The following is a 19277-nucleotide window of genomic DNA, read 5'->3' on the forward strand; positions in this document are numbered from 1 at the left end:
GAAATACCAAGGTTTAATATTTTGAGTCCGATTATTCATAATCACGAATGGCACACATCCACCTCCCGGAGGGAGCACTGCCCCTCTGGGCCGTTGCACTCTGGTCGGTCCTCGCAGCGGCGGTACTGGCGTATGCGGTGTACGGGCTGCGCAGGGACGGCCTGGAGGCGAGACACGTGGCGCTCGGCGGGATGGTGGCCGCCGCGAGTTTCGCCGTCTTCCAGGTCAACATCCCGGTTCTCGGCGGGGTTCACCTCTCGTTGACGGCCCTCGTCGGGATTCTGGTCGGGCCGTCGCTGGGTGCGATCGTCGCGTTCGTCGTCAACGTCCTCTCGGCGCTTCTGGGACACGGCGCCTGGGGCTTTCTCGGGGCCAACACGCTCGTCGGCGCGACCGAAGCCGCTGGCGGGTACTACGTCTTTGCGGCCCTGCGGGGCCAAAACTGGGATCACTTCCCGGCGGCCGCGCTGGCGACCATCGCCGGCCTCGGGGCCGGTTCGCTCCTCATGGGCGCGATCCCGATCGTGAGTGGCATCCGCGGTGTGGCAATCACCGGCGGCGACCTCGCGGTGTACATGGCCGCGCTGGTGGCTGTCAACCTCGGCGTCGCCGTGATCGAAGGCCTGCTCACGGGCTCTGTCGTCCAGTATATCGCCGCTATCCGACCCGACCTGCTCGGGGAGACAGCCCAGGTGAGCCAGGAATGAATCGAACGAGCCAGTATCTGGTGCTCGGCGGCGCGATCGCCATCGCCGCCGTCCTCGGGTACGTCGGCTTCGTTTACACGGGTGGCGCCGTCCCATGGGGCGAGCGCTTCAGCGCCGTCATGCAGGGCGGGACCGCCGGGGAGAGCGGTTCGTTGATCCAGATCGGTCGGGGTGGAATCGGTGGATTCCTCCTCGCCGGCCCGTTGCGGGACAACGTCTTGCCGTTTGCTCTCCTGGTCCTGCTTTTGGCCGGGGCGAGTGTCGGCCTGTACTGGTGGATCGAATCGAATGACTGACCGGCAACCATGAGTGAACTCACGAGTCACGTTCCTGACCCCCGGTTGCTCACCACCTACGCGGAGCAGGGCGCCGGCCCCTTCCACCGGATCAACGCCTGGACGAAGGTGGCCGTGCTGGCCCTCGCCGTGGTGGCAGTCACCATCGCCGAGGGACTGCTCACGGTCACGGCCATCTACGTGGTCGTCCTGGCCGCGTATGCAGCGGCCGGGCTCCCCGTCAGACGGCTCGTCGCGTGGTACACGCTGCCGTTCATCTTCGTGACGGTAATCGCCGGACCGCTTGCCATTGGTATCCCGGGCGAACCCATCGTGGCCATCCCCCATCCGTTCGGGCAACTCTCGATCACCTGGGCGGGGGCAACAACGTATTTCACCCTCCTGGGCCGGGGGCTCACGGTCGTCACCTACTCGCTTGCAGTCTGGATGACGACCCGGTACGCGGATATGGTCCACGTGCTCGGCCGGTCGCTCCCCACGCCGATCGACCAGGTCGCGCTGTTCGCCTATCGGTTCACCTTCGTCATCCTCGAAGTGATCGAGGACCTCCTGAAGGCGACCCGGGCCCGGGGCGGATCGCTCAGTGAGAACTTCTGGGCGAACCGGACCCTCTACGGTCGGATCTTCGGCCACACGTTCATCCGCGCACTCGAACGCTCGGAGACGCTGCTCAAATCGATGGAGGCCCGGGGCTATCACGGCGATCTGACGGTGTACAGCCAGGTCGAGCGACCGCCGGCCCGCGAACTCGTGGCCCTGGCGGTGCTCACGGTCGCAATCGGGTGGTACGCGCTGACGGTTCGATACGGAGTGATCGCATGAGCGAGACAGAGTTCCACGAACAGGACGAGAATCGGGCCGCCGAACAGATCGACTGTGTCCACGAGGACCCCTTCGACTTCGACGAGGAGCCCCTCGTATCCCTGCATTGTCTCTCACACACCTATCCTGACGGGACCCGGAGCGTCCACGACGTGAGTTTCGCCGTCAGGGCCGAGGAAACGGTGGGTCTCATCGGTGGAAACGGAGCCGGGAAGTCCACGCTGATGGAGCACCTGAACGGCCTTCTCGACGTTCAGGAGGGGCAACTCCGAATACAGGGCGAACAGATCACCGAGGACAACGTGGAACTGGCCCGGCGGGAAGTCGGGTTCGTCTTCCAGGACGCGGATTCCCAGATCGTCGCCCCCACCGTCATCGACGATGTGATGTTCGGCCCGCTGAACTACGGGGCCTCGAAGGATGAGGCACGAGAGCGGGCCGAGCGGGCACTCGACCGACTCGACGCAATGCATCTCTCCGACCGGGTTCCACACCACCTCAGCGGAGGGGAAAAGCGCCTGGTCGCCATCGCCGGCGTCCTGGCGATGGACCCGAGCGTGATCGTCATGGACGAGCCACTCGCCGGACTGGACCCGGCCCGCGAGCAGCGTGTTCGGTCGGTGATCGAGACCCTGCAGGCAGAGGGCATCGGCCTGGTCATCGCGTCCCACGACGTGGACTTCGCGGGCAGTGTCGCCGACCGCATCGTGGTCATGGACGACGGGGACATCGTCGGGTCCGGCACGCCCGAGGCCGTCTTCTACGACGACACGCTGCTGGAGCGCGCAAACCTTCGCCCGCCAACGGCGGTGCGGGTCGCACGGCGACTCGGGGTCGAAGCCGATCGACCGGTGACCGAGGACGCACTCGTCGATCTGCTGTCCTGAAAGGAAACAAGCCGGAGACGCCTGCCGAGAAACCAACCCGCAACCGTCTAGCACCCCTTTTTTCGGTGATGAGCTACCACAACAAGATCGCCCTCGACGCGCCGTTCGACTCGGTCGTCGACGCGCTCACTGACACACTCGGCGAGGAGGGCTTCGGCGTCCTCGCGGACATCGACATCCAGGACATCTTCGCGGAGAAACTCGACGTCCAGCGGGACGAATACCGGATTTTCGGCGCGTGCAATCCGCCACTGGCCAATCAGGGCATCGAGGCGGAGATCGATCTGGGGACCCTCCTCCCCTGTAACGTCGTGGTGTACGCCGAGGACGGCGACGTTATCGTCAGTGCCGCGGACCCGACGGAATTGATCGATCTCACGGGGAACCCGGAACTCGACGAGATTGCAACCGAGATCGGCGAGCGTCTCGATCGCGTGCTGGAAGAACTCGAATCGGAGTTCCCCGCGGGCAGCAACGCTTAAGCTACCTCCACCCCCCACCATCTCTGGCTTTACTAACACTTATCGAGTGAAGCGTATTTTCAGGCCCAAACAAACCAGGTTCCCAAATCCTGGGAACTGACATCCCGCTATATCTCCTTGGAATTTTAACAAGTTTTCGGGGAGAGGATCGCCATGCCAGACCCATCACTCATCGGTACTGGAGCGACGCAGTTCGGGAGCGTCCTCGAAGACGAATCCCTCCAGGGAAAGACCTTCGAAGAGATCGCCGCCGACGCGGCGTTCCAGGCAATGGACGATGCAAATATCGAACCGGAGGAGATCGACGCCTTCTACGTCGGCAACATGCTGCAGAGCACGAGCGGGGTTTCCAGTCACGCCACGGTCTTGGCCGACTGGCTGGGACTGCAGCAGAAAGCTGGTTTCCACTTCGACACTGCCTGTTCGACTGGAAACACGGGATTAGGAATCGCTCACGACGCAATCAAATCGGAAAGTTACGAGAACGTGCTCGTCGTTGGCGCGGAAATCACCTCCTCGCGACCCACGAGCCGGTTTCAACTCGACCGCGAGCCGATCGACCCACAGGAACTGTGGTATCTCACCGATATCGGTGTGGACAACGTGTACGCCTACATGCACGCCTACGACGTGGCCACTGCCTACGGAGCCATTCCGAGTATGGCGTTCGCGGAGAAACACGACCTCTCCGAGGATGAACTCGACGAGGTCATGTTCCACGTCAATCGGATCGCACGGGAACACGCTTCAAAAACGCCCAAGGCCGCCGTTGAGGAGTCCCTCGAAGATTTGGCCGCAGCGAAGGACTTCGAGGATCCACAGGAATTCTGGCGGAGCAAGAATAACCCGTTTTTCGCCTGGCCGACGCGGCAGCTGAGCGCCCTGCAGGCCGTCGACGGTGCCTCCGCCAGTATCATTTCGGCAAATCCCAGTGACTTCACGGACAAGGTGACCGCGAAGATCCGGGGTTATGACTGGCGGGCCAAGGGCTTCCCGTGGTACGGAGCCGACCCGACTCGCATGCCACAGGACGTGAAGGCCTTCGAAGCGGCCTACGAGAAGACCGGCATCGAGCCCGCGGACATCGATTATCTCTATGTCCATGACTGCATGCAGATCCATCAGCCGATCCTGGGAGAGTTGTCCGGCTACCTCGAGGATCCAGTTGCGGCGTTCAAAAACGAGGAGACCCTTTACACCGGCCCGAAACCGATGAACGTCTCCGGCGGCCGCCATGGAGTAGGCCACGCCTGGGAGGCCTCGGCCGGATTCGAGACCCACGAGATCCTGCAGCAGATGCGGGGGGAATCGGGCGAGAACCAAATACCGGACGAACCTGAAATCGCCGTCCAGCACAACCACGGCTACGGAATGCACACGGCGGTGACCGTTCTGGAGCGTGAGGCCTGATCATGATCGAACGCGCACCCAAGACCTTCTACGAGGAACTGGAAGCCGGACGAATCGTCGGCACGAAGTGCAACGACTGCGGGGAGTACACCTTCCCGCCGATGACTGCCTGTCGGCACTGCCGGAGCCGGGATCTGGAGTTCACCGAGATGAGCGGCGAGGGCACGCTTCACTATTACTCCAGCACGATGATGCCCTCAAAGCGGTTCGCCGACGAGGACCGGATGGCCTACGGGATGGTCGAACTTGCGGAGGGACCGTACTTCTTCACGAAGATCGAGGGCGTCGAGTTTGCGAGCACCGATCAGATTCGGGAGGGCAACGAGGAATTGCCCATCGACGTTCGAGGCAAACCCGAGGAAGTCGCTGGGAAAACCGTCCTCGTCTTCGAACGGGCCTGACCGGCCCGTGCGGTTTGCAAAGGGATCGGGGCGTGACCTAAAGACAGTTCACCAGCAGAGGGCAAACCCGACCGCGTAATCACCATCGAACGCGAGTGAAAGGAGAATGCGGGAGCCATCGAGCCCCGTTCGATCGCCGGTAAGCGAAACCGTGGGCTTTCCGATGGCGTCACGGCGTATTTCGATCGCCGGCCCCACCGGCAGGTCGCTGTCGATCGCTTTCTTGACGGCTTCTTTGCCCGCGAATGTGGTCGCGTAGTGTGCCAACGGCCAGCCGCTTGCTTCGGCGTAGGCAATCTCCCGATCGCTGAACACCGCATCCCGAAACGTGTCGGTAAACACGGTTTCGAGATGCCCGAGGCAGACCACGTCGACGCCGACCCCCCGCATCCTCATTTCACGAGAGCCGCCGTCTTTCGGGCGATCCGCCGCTCCTCGTCGGTCGGGACGACAAGCACCGCCGTTTCCGAGTCGTCCGTCGAGACGATTCCTGCGTCGCCGTTCAGAGAGGTGTTTCGCTTGGGGTCGACGTTCGCGTCGAGGAGTTCGATATTCCCGGCTAACTCCCGAACGAGGCTCGCGTTTTCACCGATCCCGGCCGTAAAGACGATCCCGTCGACTTCACCGAGCGTCGCCGCGTACGCACCAATCCGCTGTTTCACACTGTACGCAAACGTGCGAATCGCAAGGTCGGCCCGTTCGTCGCCGTTCTCGCGGGCTTTCAGCAGTTCTCGCATGTCCCCGCTGATCCCGGAGAGCCCGGCCAACCCACTCTCGTCGTTGAGGATCTCGAAGATGCGTTCCAGATCCATGTCGAGTTCCTCGTACAGATGCTTGACGACAGTAGGATCGACGTCGCCGGACCGAGTCGCCATCACGATCCCTTCGAGCGGAGAGAACCCCATCGAGGTGTCGACGGAGCGTCCGCCCGCGACAGCCGCGACGCTACATCCACCCCCCAGATGGCAGGTGATGAGGTTCGTCTCCCCCACCGGTCGATCGAGAATGTCACAGGCCTCGCGAGCCACGTACGCGTGTGAGATGCCGTGAAACCCGTATCGACGGATGTCGTGGTCGTCGTAGAAGCGATACGGGAGGCCGTAGAGGTAAGCCTCGGGGGGCATCGTCTGATGGAACGCCGTGTCGAAAACCGCGACCTGTGGAGTCTCCGGCAGTCGATCCGCCATCGCCTCGATGCCAGCGAGGTTCACGGGATTGTGAAGCGGGGCCACGCTCGCGAATTTTCGAATCGTCCGCTTGACCGACTCGTCCACGAGCACCGGTTCGGTGCGCTCGCCACCGTGTACCACCCGATGACCGACGGCCTCGATGACACCGGTCCCGTCGAGCAGCCCGTGTTCGGAGTCCGTGAGACAGTTCAGAACCACACCCATTCCCTCACGGTGATCCGCGATCGGTTGCTCGCTCGTGACCGTCTCCGCACCCACCCGCTGGGACACGTAAGCGTTCTCACCCCCAATGTCACCCACTTCGCCCTCGGTGACCGATTCGAGATCCTCGAACAGCTCGTACTTGATCGAGGTGCTCCCGCAGTTGATGACGAGGATCATCCTGTCTCCTCCACGAGAGTCGCCGTGATCACCGCGGCCCCGACGATATCCGCAACCGTCGCCCCTCTAGAGAGGTCACTCACCGGTTCGGCGAACCCCTGGAGAATCGGACCATAGGCACTCGCGCCGGCCAGTTCCTGGGTCAGCTTGTAGGCGATGTTCCCCGCGTCGAGGTCCGGGAAGACCAGGGTGTTCGCCTGGCCGGCCACCGGACCGAGGTCACCGTCGATTTTCCGTCGGGCGATGCTCTCGTCCAGGGCCGCATCGGCCTGGAACTCCCCGTCGATGGCATACTCCGAAGCGGCCGAGTTCGCCAGGTCGACGGCCGATTGAACTTTTTCCACGTCCGGGTGTGAGCCACTTCCTCGGGTCGAAAAGGAGAGCAAGGCTACTTTTGGGGCCGATTCGAGCAACCCTGCCCCACTGCGAGCCGTCGAAACCGCGATGTCGGCCAGTTCCTCGGCAGTCGGATTGGCGTTGACCGCAGCGTCCGCATAGAGGAGTTCCGAGCCGTCCCGAAGAGCCATCACGAAGACACTCGACGGCACGGTGATTCCCGGTTCGAGACCGATGACTTCCCGCGCGGCGGCGATCAGGTCACCCGACGTACGAACACAGCCGCCGATCAGCCCATCTGCCTCCCCGAGTCGGACCAGCAAGCCGCCAAAGAGGAGTTCGTTTCCGAGGATCTTCTCGGCGGTAGCGGCCGAGACAGATCTTATAGACTGATAGGCCGAAATGTAGGACCCTTCCGTCCGGGCTCGCTTGGGGTCAATGATCTCGACACCCGTCAGATCGGCGCTCGCCTCCCGCGCCGTCTCCTCGATAGCCTTCCGAGGCCCGAGCAACACTGGGACAGCGAGGTCCTCCGACGCGAGTCGTGCCGCCGCTTCGACGATCCGGTCGTCGGTTCCCTCCGGGAACACCAGCCGCGGTCGAGTCTCCCTGGCAGCGGGCTCCAGCCGGTTCAGGAGATCGGTCATCCCGGTGGGTCCTCCACGTTCGCTTCGAGCCAGTCGACAGCCGCGCCGACGGTGCGATTGTCCTGAACCTCCGAGACCGAGATCGGGATCTCGAATTCGTCTTCGAGGGCGGCGACGAGCGCGATGATATCCATCGACTTCGCGTGCAAGTCGGCAATGAAGTCCGTGCTCCGATCGATCGATTCCGGCGGCTCCGCAAAGATCTCCGCGACGATTTCGACCGTTTTTTCCTGGATATCGCTGGCAGACATTTCAATTTACTAAGCACTTCCAATATTCAAATAGATACAATGAAATTCCCAACATGTAGGAAGCAGAGTCGATCCCGATCCGCCAGGTGCCCCAAGTGGCAGTATTGCCGTCCGAAGAATGGCACGCTACCGACTATGGATCCAAGATATCTGGACCAAATCGACCCGCCCTCGTCGCGGAGCTGTTGCTCTTTTGCGGCTGAGCTGTACCCAAATGAAGGGGTCGAGGGCACGGTAACGATATCATCGTGCCTGGCAAGCTCGCGATTCACGTTTGGCGTCGGTGCCACACTGAAGCGCCGAGCAACCGAGGATTAGTGGCCAATCGCCCAGGGGTAGCCGCCCTCGTCGGCATGGTAGGTCGGCGTGTCCGTCGCTTCGTCCCCCTGCCCGCCGTCGCGATCGACCGCCGCGATCACGTCGTCGATCCTGAGGATGAGGGTTGCCGCCTCGGTCGCGTTCGAGAGCAGGCGGCGTTTCAGGGCGAGCGGTTCGACGAGCCCCCGGTCGAGGACATCCACGACGCCCGCGTCCGCGTCGAATCCAACGGTGGGCCCGCGATCGGTCTGGGCCGCACGAAGTGTGGTGAGCGTGTCGATAGGATCGACACCCGCGTTTCGAGCGAGGGTCTTCGGCAACGATTCCAGGGCGTCCGCGAAGGCCTCGGCGGCGAGTTGCTCGGGCCCGTCGATGCCTGTCGCCCTCGATCGAACGGCCTCGGCGACCCACACCTCCGCCGCCCCGCCACCGGGAACGACTTTGCCCTCCGCGACGGCGGTCTTGATGACAGTGAGACTGTCATCGAAGATCCGTTTGAGTTCATCGAGCACGTGGGCCGCCCCAGCCCGCAGGACGAGGGTGTGGGCCTCACCCGCATCTGACCGGACGGTGATGAACTCCTCGCCCCCGGAAACACTGAGATCCACGGTCGTCGTCTGCCCGAGGACCGACGCATCGACGTCCTCCGGTTTCACGACCCGTGTCGCCCCGGTCAGGGCTTCGAGGGCGTCGAACTCGTCCTGACGGGTTCGCTCCACGACGAGAATGCCCCGTCGACCCAGTTGGGCGGTGATTCGATCGGCCGCCTGCTTCTGACAGAAGACGATATCGACCCCGGCCGCCTCGAACTGGCGGACGATTTTCTCGATCGTCTGGGTCTCGGAGCGTTCGATCTCGTCCAGTTGGGCGGCAGTCTCGACAGTAGCCTTGGTGACCTGCCCACCGGTTCGAACCCGGAGTTCGCCGTCGAGGAGGGCGATCGTGCTGCCGTCCCAGTCCGTACTCGTGGGATCGAAAGAGGCGACGTCCGTCGAGGACTGATCGAGGTTGATCGCCACGCCGTCGATCAGTTGCGAGTCGGTGACGGCCCCGCCCTGTACCTTCTGAAGCGCGACCCGATCCAGATCGATCCGGTCGCCGCTGCTTGCAGCCATGGCGGTCTCGACCGAGAGGTCGGCGAGAAACGCGATCCGGTCCGCATCCCAGCGGCCGGTCATCGTGGTTGCGGCGAGGTTCGAGAGCAGTTCTCGGTCGGTCGAGTCGATCGCCGTTCCCAGGTCCGAGACCGTCTCAAGCGCGTGATCGAGGGCGATTCGATACCCCTGGATCACCGTTCGCGGGTGGAGGCCGTCATCGAGCAGGCCGTCGGCCTCGCCGAGGAGGTCCCCAGCGAAGAGCACCGTCGAGGAAGTGCCGTCGCCCTGGCCCGACTCCTGACTTTCCGCCGTCGAGACCAAAAGCGAGGCGGCCGGGTGTGTGACATCGAGTCGATGCAGGATGCTCGACCCGTCGTTCGTGACGATCACCGTCCCGTCGGAGATCAACATCTTGTCCCGGCCCCGTGGCCCGAGGGTGCTCCGGACCGTCTCCGCGATCGCCTGGGCCGCGGTAATGTTGGCGTCGAGGGCAGTTTCACCGCTTGCCTGCTGGGTCGAACGCGAGATGGACTGGATCGGTGTCTGGGATCGGTGACCACGCATCGTTCCACGAGTTGGGTTGCCAACCATATTACGTTACCGTGTGACACGACACGGGATCTTACAGCAGCACGCCCAGGCCAGTCACCAGAAGCCAGGCGACCCCGATGGCCGCGACCGCGCCGAGGAAGTTCACGAGGGCGTATCCGGTGGCGAGAAATTGGTCGCCAGCCTCCCAGAGCTGTACCGTATCGACCGAAAACGAGGAGAAGGTCGTAAACGAGCCACAGAGACCAACACCGAAGAGCAGCATCGTCGAGTTCGTGACCCCCGCGAAGGTGAGCAATCCGAGCAGGAAACTCCCCAGGACGTTCACCGTGAGCGTGCCCAGGGGGAATTCCTCATGCTCGACCCAGGTGCTGACGACGTGACGGAGCGATGCCCCGATCATGCCACCGAACCCGACGAGATAGGGCTCCGCAGTGCCGCCCAGTTCCTGAAGCAGTTGGTCGATCATTTCGATCCCTCCATCGAGTGCGCGAGGTGCCGCCCCAGCAACACACCCGCGAAGCCGAGCCCGTAGCTGGCAAAGAGATTCACAAGCCCGAGCACTGGCGTAGCCTGGACCGTCTCCATGGCGAACGTACTGTAGGTCGTAAACGAGGAGAGGACGCCGGTGCTGAGCACCGTTCTGGACGGGGCCGAGAGCAGATCCGTCTTGAGTGCCTCGTAGGCGAGGAATCCAAGCACTGCACTCCCGAGCGCGTTGACCACCAGTGTCCCCCCGAGACCGGGCGAGAACTGCCCGATCAAAAATCGTAGATTCGAGCCGAGAAAGCCGCCCACCGCGATGAGGGCGAACGTCTCGGCGTGTTCGAGGGGATGGGTGGAACCCATTGGATCGGCCTCCGGGTGGAACGGGCTTAAGCGTGATTCACCGGCCCCTTTCCCAATTCCTCCGTTTCGGCCCCGAAATCGTAGCTTTCCGCTCGAAAGTGATAGGATCGCAACTAGAACTAAGTAGCACGACGGCCTATTCAAACGCGGGGAGACCCGCCAAACCGAGGGGATCATTCATGCCAGTAATCGAAGAACTGGGGATCGGGTTGTACTACGTCGGGGCCGTGTTGATCGTCAACGGGCTGTGGTTGTTGGGGTATGGGGAGGATAGGGACGTTGCAATCCTGAATCTGCTCACCGGCGTCATCACGTTCCTGATCGCGGCCTACTGGGCGTTCGTGCCTGGGACCGAAGGGACAGCGTTCAACGCCGCTGGAACCCTGCTGTTCTCGTTCACCTATCTCTGGGTGTTCGCGAACGCGATCAGGGAAAAAGAGGACCAGCGGGGCTTTGGCTGGTACTGCCTTTTCGTCGCCGCCATCGCCGTGCCCACAGGGCTCATCGTCTTCCAGAGCGGTGATCTGGGACTGGCCTTGCTCTGGTGGATTTGGGCCGTGCTCTGGTTTTCCTTCTGGCTCCTGCTGGGTATCGAACGGACCGAATACAACGACCTCGTCGGGTGGTACACCCTGGCAGTCGGCATCGTCTCCGGGGCCGCGGGGTTCGTCATGGCCGCTGGCTGGTGGCCCGTTATCTGACCCAAAACCGCCTTTTGATGGGTCAAATCCGCCGACTATCGGCATTTATTGAAAGAATTACATAATAGTTATTTGTTGCGCTGCCAACGATTAGGTGGGGAGAGAGAACACCCCGCATACCATGCCAGAAGTACAATTCGAGGTCGATACGGACAAACCGGCAGACGAACAACCAGGGGCGAATCCGTTCAATCGGTGGCATCCCGACATCCCGGCCGTCATCGAGGCCGAGCCGGGCGAGCGGATGCGTCTCGAAGCACTGGACTGGACGGGGGGCCAGATCAACGACGACGATAACGCAAATGACGTTCGTGACGTGGACCTGAACCAGGTACACTACCTGGCAGGGCCCGTCGAAGTGAAGGGGGCCGAGCCGGGGGACCTCCTGAAAGTCGAGTTCCACGACATGGGCCCGCTGAACGACCGGTGGGAGTACGGGTTCACGGGGACCTTCTCCCAGAAAAACGGTGGCGGTTTCCTGACCGACCACTTCCCGGAGGCCGCAAAGTCAATCTGGGACATCGACGGTTATACCGTCTCCTCCCGGCATATTCCGGACATCAGCTATCAGGGGAAAATCCATCCGGGGTTAGCCGGGACCGCCCCCAGCATGGAACTGCTCGAAGAGTGGAACGAGCGGGAGCAGGAACTCATCGATAAACACGAGGCGGACCCAGAATCCATCCACAACCACCCGACCGGCGAGCCAGACCCGCCGGTCGCGAACCCGCCGACCAAAGACGGCGCGTTGATGGGCGAGATGGATCCGGACGAAGCAGACGCGGCCGCAGAAGTGGCCGCCCGCACCGTTCCGCCGCGGGAGCACGGCGGGAACCACGACATCAAGGACCTCTCGCTTGGCTCCACGATCTACTTCCCCGTGTACGTCGAGGGTGCGAAGTTCGGCATCGGCGACTTCCACGCCTCGCAGGGTGACGGGGAGATCACCTTCTGTGGCGCCATCGAGATGGCCGCCTACATCGACGTCGAGTTCGATCTGGTCAAGAACGGAATGGAGAAGTTCGGGGTCGATCACCCGATCTTCGAGCCCGGCAACCGGGGGCCGAACTTCGATGAGTATGTCACCTTCAACGGCTACTCCGTCACGGAGGACGGCGAGCAGCACTACATCGATCCGCACGTGGCCTACCGGCGCTCCGCCCTCGACGCCATCGAGTACCTGAAGAAGTTCGGGTACACGGGCGAGCAGGCCCTCCACATCCTGGGCACGGTGCCGATCGAAGGGCACCTCAGCGGCGTCGTGGACGTCCCCAACGCCTGTACGACCCTGGCGCTCCCGAAGGGCGTCTTCGAGTTCGACATCTCCCCGGAGGCACTCGGCGAGCCGGAAGACCGCGGCCAGATCCCGATTACGGACGACCCGCTGCAATAATCTTCTCGCCAACTACTTTTTCTTCAGTTCAGTCGAGAGATTTGGATCCGCACGCACCGCCGTCGCGAGCGTTTCGAGCAAGGGGGCCAGCCGATCATGGTTCGATGAACTCACATCCAGGTCGTCGTACCTGGTCGCCCCGACGAGTGCGAGTCGAATGACGTCGTTGGTCTCCAGTACGGGGGTTTCGGCCGACTCGTTCAACTGGTCCCGGATTTCCGCGAGCAAATCTCGCGTGTCTTTGGACATCGTCAGGGAAACCTGAACGGTTCGTGGGACATCCTCGTGGAGTGTCGTCACAGTCTCACCGATCTCCGGGCGGTCTGCTGTCATATGCCATCCATCGTGGGCCCGTGCCTAAATTTGTGGGGCGAAACACGGTCCCGAGCACTAAGTCGCGGGACGAAATTTGATATGTCTGCCTGACATACACTCACACATGCGGAAAATACTCGTCCCGGTCGACGGTTCGGAGCATGCAGACGCCGCGCTGGCGTATGCCATCGAACGGTTCTCCGACGCGGAGATCACCGCGTTGCACGTAGTCGATCTCCCACAAGGGTACTTCGCAGCCACGGCGGGAGACCCCGAGGAGATTCCATCAGTCGAGCACCGCAAGGAAGAAGCCAAGGAGCTACTGGAAGCGGTCGAAGCCGAGGCCGAGCAGTTCGGCGGACACGTCGACACGGACATCGCGACCGGCGATCCAGCGGACGAGATCCTCGAATACGCCTCCGCACACGACTTCGACGAGATCGTGATCGGGAGCCGTGGGATCTCGGGGGTCGGCCGAATCGTGTTCGGGAGCGTCGCCGAGAAGGTCGTCAGGCGGGCGGAAATCCCGGTCGTCGTGGTTCACTGACGGGCCACCGACCGAGGATTTTTGGCTCCCGGTAGCCAATCCAGGTCGAATGGCTGGTCAGGAGCCGCTGGATCGCTGCGAGGACGAGGCCGAGGGACCCGGCCACAGCCACGAACCGACGAGCAGCCGGAAGTTGGCCATCGTCGCCGCCATCAATCTCGTCGGCTTTCTCGGGGAGTTTGCGGGCGGACTGCTCTTCGGATCGGTCGCGCTGTTGAGCGACGCCGTTCACATGCTGTTCGACGCACTGGCCTACGTGATGGCCTTTGCGGCCGCCTACGTCGCCGCGAACTACGACGGGTCGGCCCGCTTCTCGTATGGCCTGCACCGCCTCGAACCGCTGGCTGCGTTCCTGAACGGGCTGTTTCTCATTCCCATGGTCGGCTTCATCCTCTGGGAGTCCTACCAGCGATATCTCGCCCCGATCGAGATCGGAACCGGTCCCACACTCCTGATCGCGGTTGGCGGGTTGCTGATCAACCTGGGTAGCGTCTACGTGCTCCATGGCGGCGAGATGAGCCTCAACGAGCGGGGTGCGTTCTATCACCTGCTCGGGGACGCCGGCGGCTCGGTCGCGGTCATCGTCTCCGTGACCGTCGTCGAACTGACGGGTGTGACCGCGATCGACCCGATCACGGCCGTGCTGATCGCCGGCCTCGTCCTCTGGTCGGCCGGGAAAGTCCTTCGAGGAAGTGCGGCGATCTTCGTCCTCAGGACGCCCTTCGATCCGGAGACCGTCCGCGAAGAGATCCGGTCGCTCGAGGGAGTTATTCAGGTCGAGGATCTGCACGCCTCCCAGATCTGCAGTCGGCTCACCGTCGCGAGCGCCCACGTCCGGACGGCGGTCGAGACCATGACCGAGGCCGACCAGCTCACGACCGAGATCCACCAGATCCTCCGTGATCACGGGGCCAATCACGTCACCGTCGAATTACACCCTCGCGACGGAGACGAGCGGACGTACTCGCTCGATCACAGCCACTGAGAACGGTTCTCTCAGAGCAGTCCCCAGAGTAAGCCGGCCCCCGTCGCGGCGACCGCCACGAGGCTGATGTAGAGGGCGGTGCGTTTCGCACCGATCGTCTTCCAGATCACGAGCATGTTGGGCAGCGAAAGCGAGGGGCCGGCGAGCAGCAGCGCCAGCGCCGGCCCGTCGGCCATGAGCCCCTGAGTGTACCCAAAGAGCGAGCCAACGATGGGCACCTCCAGCAGGGTCGGCATGTACAGAACGGCTCCGATTATCGAGCCCAGACCGGCCGAGAGCACGGTGGTCTCGCCGAAGATACCCTGGGTAAGGAGCCCCGGTGCGACCTTGTGGGCGACGAAGGTCTGTTCGCCGGCCTGGATCGTCTCGAGCGGGTTCATCCCCTGGGCGAGAGCGGCGACCGCGCCGATGATCCCGATGACGAAGGTGCCGGCGAGCAGGAGCGGGAAGATCGATCGGGTGAAAAACCACGTCTCCTGAAGCCACTTCTCGATCTCGCCCCGATCGAACTCCGCCCACAGCAGGTAACCAAGAAGCGCGAAGAAGGGCGCGAGAAGCGGTGCTTTGACCGCCCAGCTAAGCAGCCCGGTGGCGGCGATCAGCAGGATTGCGACCTGACTCCCGAAGAAGCCGGCTGTCACCCAGGTCGGTCGCCGAGTCGCCACCTGGCCGCCATCAGTCGCCACCGGTTGGGACGACTGCTGGTCCGCTTCGTCCCCGAAGACGAAGGCCATGACCAGGCCGATGAACGCGGCCATCGAGACGGCGAAAAACGCCCGGGCCCCACCCAGCGGCAGACCGAGAACGCGGGCCGTGAACACGACCGCGAGTACGTTGATCGCGGGGCCCGAGAACAGGAAGGCCGTCGCGGGGCCGATTCCTGCGCCCTTCTTGTAGAGGCCGGCAAACATCGGGAGGATCGTACAGCTACAGACCGCGAGGGCCACCCCCGAGACGGAGGCGATCGAGTAGGCCTGAAGCTTCGGTGCGTCGCCGCTGAGGTACTTCGTCACGAAGTGATCCGAGAGGACCGCCGAGATGCCACCGGCGATGAAAAAGGCCGGCACCAGACACGTGATGACGTGCAGTGTCAGGTACGACAGCGTCTCGTCGAAGCCGGCCCGGAGTATCTGGACGAGCAGTTCTACGGAAGCCACGGTCCCACCACCATTTCAATTTAATCTAAAACGCTATGCGGCATATAGCTACTGGTTTCAAAAATTGCTGAAACAGATACGACTCACCGGTGGTCCACGCCGCGAAAGCGATCAGGATCACTCCGACGGCGATCCCAGGAGTCGCTGGTGTTCGGCCTTCATACACCGATCCTGCACGACACGCGTGCCCGTCTGTTCAGCGCGTTCGGCGGCTGTATCGTCTCGAATGCCGAGTTGAGTCCAGATGACTTCGACGTCCGATCGTGTGAGAGCCGCATCGACGATACCGCTCACCTCCTCGCTGGGGCGAAACACGTCCACGATGTCGATCTCCTGATCGACGGCCGAGAGCGAGTCGTGGCTCTCGCGACCGAATATTTCGTCGGCGAAGGGATTGACCGGGATCACGTCGTATCCGTGTTCGATGAGGTACTTCGGGACGTCGTGAGCGGCCTTGCCCGGGCTGGTCGAGCAGCCCACGACGGCAATCGTATCGAATTCGAGGATTTCACGGAGCGCGTCGTCAGTTTCGACTGGCATGGCTAACGTATCGGATCAGTGCTGAAAAAAGGTACTCAAGCCAGCGACACCCGTATTGGTCGGCCCCCGGCTCAGATCGATTCTGTCACCAACGTTCTCGGTCGGTCAGCACAATCCACTAACAACGAAATTTCGGGAAAGAGAGTCGTCTCAAAAGCGGCAACCATTAATTGAAGAGCCGTTCAAGTAAGTGTATGGCAACGGACTCCGAGCGAATTCAACGCCATCTCGAGGACGAACTCGGGGAGTGCCGGGTCGAGGACGTGGAGACACGACTCTCGGAACTCGACATGCTCCAGTCCGCAGCCCGGAGCGAGCGCGTGGAGGCCGATCTCTCCGTGCTCTCGACGCTGGGCAACGAGACGCGCTATCGACTCGTGCGCGTGCTGGCCGACGCGGACGGGGAACTCTGTGTCTGTGAACTCAACGCGGTCGTCGACGTGAGCGAGAGTGCGATCAGCCACGCGCTCTCGGACCTGCGCGAGGCGGGGCTCGTGACTCGCCGCAAGGACGGTCGCTGGCGGAAGTACGAGGCCACCCCGGTCGCGTCCACCATCATCGACGCCCTGGACGAGGTCCACGACGATGAGTGAAACCGAATCGGGATCGCTTGACTTCCTGGATAAGTACCTGACCGTCTGGATCTTCGGCGCGATGGCCATCGGCGTCGGACTGGGCTATATCGCTCCGGGAATCACCCAACCGATTCAGGATCTCCGTCTCGTGCCGATCGGCCTCGTCCTGATGATGTATCCGCCACTGGCGAAGGTCAACTACGGCCAGTTACCACGAGTGTTCGCCCAGTGGCGGGTGCTCGGATTGAGCCTGCTCCAGAACTGGCTGATCGGCCCGACGCTGATGGTCGTACTGGCTCTGGTCTTCTTCGGCGGGATCGTTCCCGGTCTGCCGGCCCGCCCCGAGTTCTTCCTCGGACTGGTGTTCATCGGAATGGCCCGGTGTATCGCGATGGTGCTGGTCTGGAACGACCTCGCCGAGGGGTCGAGTGAGTACGCCGCCGGCCTGGTCGCCTTTAACAGCGTCTTCCAGATCCTGACCTACGGGGTGTACATCACCGTTTTCGCGCTCTTCCTGCCCGACGCACTCGGACTGGAAGAACTGACCGCCGGGATCGCGGCGTTCAACGTTTCCCCCGCGCAGGTCTTCGAGGCCATCGCCATCTTCCTCGGGATCCCGTTCGCCGCGGGGATCCTCTCGCGATACGTGGGGACACGAACCAGGGGTGTCGAGTGGTACGAGGAAAAATTCGTCCCGAGGATCGACCCGCTGACCCTCGTGGCGTTGCTCTTTACCGTGATCGTCATGTTCGCGATGCAGGGCGAGCGGATCGTCGGCCAGCCCACCGACGTGCTCCTGATCGCGGTCCCGCTGACGATCTACTTCGTCGTCCAGTTCTTCCTGGGGTTCGGAATGGGCCACTGGATCGGCGCGGACTACTCGACGACGACCGCGATCGGGTTCACCGCGGCCTCGAACAACTTCGAACTCGCGATCGCCGTCGCAGTCGCCGTGTTCGGCGTCGGCTCCGGGGTCGCCTTCACGACCGTCATCGGTCCGCTGATCGAGGTGCCCGTGTTGCTCTCGCTCGTGTACGTCGCACTGTGGTTCCAGCGCAACGTGGACTGGCGCGGCCACACCACGGGGCAACTCGATAGCACGACCCCCGCGGGTGCGACCGGGAGCGATGGGGAACCGATCACGGAAAAGGATTGATCTCGGCTGCGGCGGTCAGACGCGTCTCCGATGGTGCCCCCTGTGATCACCCCGGTCTCACCGGTGGGAAGCCAGTTCTGATTTCGGTTGCCCGATATGCCAGCGAACCGCGATTTTGGCCGTGTTCCCGAGTGATACGTCAAAATGTGACAACTCCTGCGGGGTCACTCGTATCGAACACGAGCGGACTTGGACCGGTCCTCTCCAGGCCAGAGGAGGGTGTAGTTCACCTGTTCCACAGGATTGGCTGCAGACCCCATCTGATACGTCCGGCCCCTGACGGCCCAGGATCTGGATTCACCTGGCGGGATTCGCTGCGAGACGAGGGTGACAAGCCGGTCGGTCGTGACGCCGTCTCCATCGATCGCACCCCAGAACTGTCCGGGATGGGAGCCTTCGTTTCGAACCGTCAACGCGAATTCCGGGTCGGTATCGGGAGAGACCGTTTCCGGGACGACCCATTCCTCGACGGTGAACTCCGGAATTGGGTTGGCAAGTCGTGTCCGAACCGCTTCGGCTGGACTCCACTCCCCGCCCGGCCAGGAGAGTACGGCGCCACTCGTGGCACCCGTCTCCGGTAGCTGAAACGCGATCCACCCATCGGTGCTTTCGTCGTCCCAGTAGCGCTCTTTTCCTGTGGTGTCCGGGTAGCCCCTCCCCGACCCCTCACTACGGTGAAACGGTGGGCGGTTCCACTCCGTTTTCGGGGAATACACGTCGCCAGCGAAGTGAAACTGGAAGTCCGTGATCGATGGGCTCGTTCCGGAGTCGACGTTCACGTCCAAGAAGAGGTACTGGGAGTCGGGCGTGAACGTGATCTCGTAGGCATCTTCGAGCAGTCCCACGACACCGGTCTGGAGGCCACCGAACTCGATTCGCAGTTCGCTTGCCGGCGACGTGGTGGTTGTATCAGTCGGTGGCTGCTGGTCACCGTCCGGGCTGGTACACCCTGCAAGCCCAGTCACCCCGAGCCCACACAACGAGAGGAACCGTCGACGATCCATGGGAGTGCTAACACGAGTTGTCGCTAAGTGTTTCGTGGTCGTCTCCCGATCAGTGCGGGACAAAACCGGCTTCACCCCTCCCACGGCCAAAGCCGGGGGATTCCCACGGTACCGCACCGCTGAATTGGGATAGTAATCGAGACCCTCGCGTTGCTCGTGTCTCGCATGCTCACGGGTCGTTCCTCCCCGTTCGCTATTCCCGAGACGCTCAAACAGCGAGCGTCTCGCATGCTCACGGGTCGTTCCTCCCCGTTCGCTATTCCCGAGACGCTCAAACAGCG

The 19277-nt window shown here is 62.7% G+C and carries 24 protein-coding genes; 13 read left to right on the plus strand and 11 right to left on the minus strand.

Translation table 11 applies throughout. The features are described from left to right. The first annotated feature begins 47 nt into the window (after positions 1-47). The 7 genes from RH831_RS10385 to RH831_RS10415 all read left to right on the plus strand — a co-directional run bounded on the left by RH831_RS10385 (position 48) and on the right by RH831_RS10415 (position 5005). The gene (locus RH831_RS10385; RefSeq protein WP_310554098.1) at positions 48-707 is read left to right on the plus strand and encodes an energy-coupling factor ABC transporter permease; all 660 of its coding nucleotides are present in this window, start codon (positions 48-50) and stop codon (positions 705-707) included. Further along, the gene (locus RH831_RS10390) at positions 704-1003 is read left to right on the plus strand and encodes a cobalamin transport operon protein (RefSeq protein WP_310554099.1); all 300 of its coding nucleotides are present in this window, start codon (positions 704-706) and stop codon (positions 1001-1003) included. The genes RH831_RS10385 and RH831_RS10390 overlap by 4 nt, the downstream gene beginning before the upstream one ends. A 9-nt stretch (positions 1004-1012) precedes the next feature. Beyond that, positions 1013-1825, plus strand: coding sequence for an energy-coupling factor transporter transmembrane component T (locus RH831_RS10395; protein WP_310554100.1), 813 nt, complete (start codon positions 1013-1015; stop codon positions 1823-1825). Next, positions 1822-2712, plus strand: a complete 891-nt coding sequence (locus RH831_RS10400) for an ABC transporter ATP-binding protein (protein ID WP_310554101.1) — start codon at positions 1822-1824, stop codon at positions 2710-2712. The genes RH831_RS10395 and RH831_RS10400 overlap by 4 nt, the downstream gene beginning before the upstream one ends. 68 nt (positions 2713-2780) lie before the next feature. Then, entirely contained in the window at positions 2781-3194 is a 414-nt protein-coding gene (locus RH831_RS10405; protein WP_310554102.1) for a DUF302 domain-containing protein, read from the plus strand. Positions 3195-3347: 153 nt separating this feature from the next. After that, positions 3348-4604: a thiolase family protein gene (locus RH831_RS10410; RefSeq protein WP_310554103.1), complete on the plus strand. Its 1257-nt coding sequence runs from the start codon at positions 3348-3350 to the stop codon at positions 4602-4604. A gap of 2 nt (positions 4605-4606) precedes the next feature. Beyond that, complete coding sequence (locus RH831_RS10415; protein WP_310554104.1) at positions 4607-5005, plus strand: zinc ribbon domain-containing protein; 399 nt, start codon at positions 4607-4609, stop codon at positions 5003-5005. A gap of 48 nt (positions 5006-5053) precedes the next feature. Here RH831_RS10415 and RH831_RS10420 read toward each other — a convergent pair whose 3' ends face one another. From RH831_RS10420 to RH831_RS10450, 7 genes are all read right to left on the minus strand, one after another. Next, on the minus strand, positions 5054-5401 hold the full coding sequence (locus tag RH831_RS10420; RefSeq protein ID WP_310554105.1) for a 4'-phosphopantetheinyl transferase superfamily protein: 348 nt from the start codon (positions 5399-5401) through the stop codon (positions 5054-5056). After that, positions 5398-6576, minus strand: coding sequence for an acetate kinase (locus tag RH831_RS10425; RefSeq protein WP_310554106.1), 1179 nt, complete (start codon positions 6574-6576; stop codon positions 5398-5400). Before RH831_RS10425 ends, RH831_RS10420 begins: the two co-directional genes overlap by 4 nt. Then, positions 6573-7559, minus strand: coding sequence for a phosphate acyltransferase (locus RH831_RS10430; protein WP_310554107.1), 987 nt, complete (start codon positions 7557-7559; stop codon positions 6573-6575). The genes RH831_RS10425 and RH831_RS10430 overlap by 4 nt, the downstream gene beginning before the upstream one ends. Further along, positions 7556-7810: a phosphopantetheine-binding protein gene (locus tag RH831_RS10435; protein ID WP_310554108.1), complete on the minus strand. Its 255-nt coding sequence runs from the start codon at positions 7808-7810 to the stop codon at positions 7556-7558. The genes RH831_RS10430 and RH831_RS10435 overlap by 4 nt, the downstream gene beginning before the upstream one ends. Before the next feature lie 314 nt (positions 7811-8124). Then, the gene (thsB, locus tag RH831_RS10440) at positions 8125-9789 is read right to left on the minus strand and encodes a thermosome subunit beta (protein WP_310554109.1); all 1665 of its coding nucleotides are present in this window, start codon (positions 9787-9789) and stop codon (positions 8125-8127) included. Between the two features lie 58 nt (positions 9790-9847). Next, entirely contained in the window at positions 9848-10243 is a 396-nt protein-coding gene (gene crcB, locus RH831_RS10445) for a fluoride efflux transporter CrcB (protein WP_310554110.1), read from the minus strand. Continuing rightward, complete coding sequence (locus tag RH831_RS10450) at positions 10240-10623, minus strand: CrcB family protein (RefSeq protein WP_310554111.1); 384 nt, start codon at positions 10621-10623, stop codon at positions 10240-10242. The genes crcB and RH831_RS10450 overlap by 4 nt, the downstream gene beginning before the upstream one ends. 179 nt (positions 10624-10802) lie before the next feature. Between RH831_RS10450 and RH831_RS10455 the strand changes: the two genes are divergently transcribed. Together RH831_RS10455 and fmdA are read left to right on the plus strand one after the other, a co-directional pair. Further along, complete coding sequence (locus RH831_RS10455; RefSeq protein ID WP_310554112.1) at positions 10803-11324, plus strand: AmiS/UreI family transporter; 522 nt, start codon at positions 10803-10805, stop codon at positions 11322-11324. A gap of 121 nt (positions 11325-11445) precedes the next feature. Further along, positions 11446-12717 carry a formamidase gene (gene fmdA, locus RH831_RS10460; protein ID WP_310554113.1) on the plus strand — a complete coding sequence of 424 codons (1272 nt, stop codon included), beginning with the start codon at positions 11446-11448 and terminating at the stop codon, positions 12715-12717. Between the two features lie 12 nt (positions 12718-12729). On the opposite strand, the gene RH831_RS10465 is transcribed toward fmdA, so the two are convergent. Further along, a complete protein-coding gene (locus tag RH831_RS10465; protein WP_310554114.1) occupies positions 12730-13050 on the minus strand; it encodes a hypothetical protein in 321 nt (106 codons plus the stop codon). A gap of 106 nt (positions 13051-13156) precedes the next feature. Between RH831_RS10465 and RH831_RS10470 the strand changes: the two genes are divergently transcribed. Then, positions 13157-13579, plus strand: coding sequence for a universal stress protein (locus RH831_RS10470; protein ID WP_310554115.1), 423 nt, complete (start codon positions 13157-13159; stop codon positions 13577-13579). Between the two features lie 49 nt (positions 13580-13628). Continuing rightward, on the plus strand, positions 13629-14564 hold the full coding sequence (locus RH831_RS10475) for a cation diffusion facilitator family transporter (protein WP_310554116.1): 936 nt from the start codon (positions 13629-13631) through the stop codon (positions 14562-14564). A gap of 11 nt (positions 14565-14575) precedes the next feature. On the opposite strand, the gene RH831_RS10480 is transcribed toward RH831_RS10475, so the two are convergent. After that, the gene (locus RH831_RS10480; RefSeq protein WP_310554117.1) at positions 14576-15721 is read right to left on the minus strand and encodes a permease; all 1146 of its coding nucleotides are present in this window, start codon (positions 15719-15721) and stop codon (positions 14576-14578) included. Positions 15722-15838: 117 nt separating this feature from the next. Further along, positions 15839-16261 (minus strand): CoA-binding protein, encoded by a 423-nt coding sequence (locus tag RH831_RS10485; protein ID WP_310554118.1) that lies wholly within the window; start codon positions 16259-16261, stop codon positions 15839-15841. A 194-nt stretch (positions 16262-16455) separates the two neighbouring features. Here RH831_RS10485 and RH831_RS10490 point away from each other — a divergent pair, with 194 nt between their 5' ends. Continuing rightward, on the plus strand, positions 16456-16854 hold the full coding sequence (locus tag RH831_RS10490) for a metalloregulator ArsR/SmtB family transcription factor (RefSeq protein WP_070364560.1): 399 nt from the start codon (positions 16456-16458) through the stop codon (positions 16852-16854). Then, positions 16847-17992 carry an ACR3 family arsenite efflux transporter gene (gene arsB, locus RH831_RS10495; protein ID WP_310554119.1) on the plus strand — a complete coding sequence of 382 codons (1146 nt, stop codon included), beginning with the start codon at positions 16847-16849 and terminating at the stop codon, positions 17990-17992. Before RH831_RS10490 ends, arsB begins: the two co-directional genes overlap by 8 nt. Before the next feature lie 164 nt (positions 17993-18156). Here the strand turns inward: arsB and RH831_RS10500 are convergent, their stop codons facing one another. Beyond that, entirely contained in the window at positions 18157-18996 is an 840-nt protein-coding gene (locus RH831_RS10500) for a hypothetical protein (RefSeq protein ID WP_310554120.1), read from the minus strand. Between the last annotated feature and the right edge of the window lie 281 nt (positions 18997-19277).

Source organism: Halodesulfurarchaeum sp. HSR-GB (assembly GCF_031432215.1).
Lineage (GTDB): Archaea > Halobacteriota > Halobacteria > Halobacteriales > Halobacteriaceae > Halodesulfurarchaeum.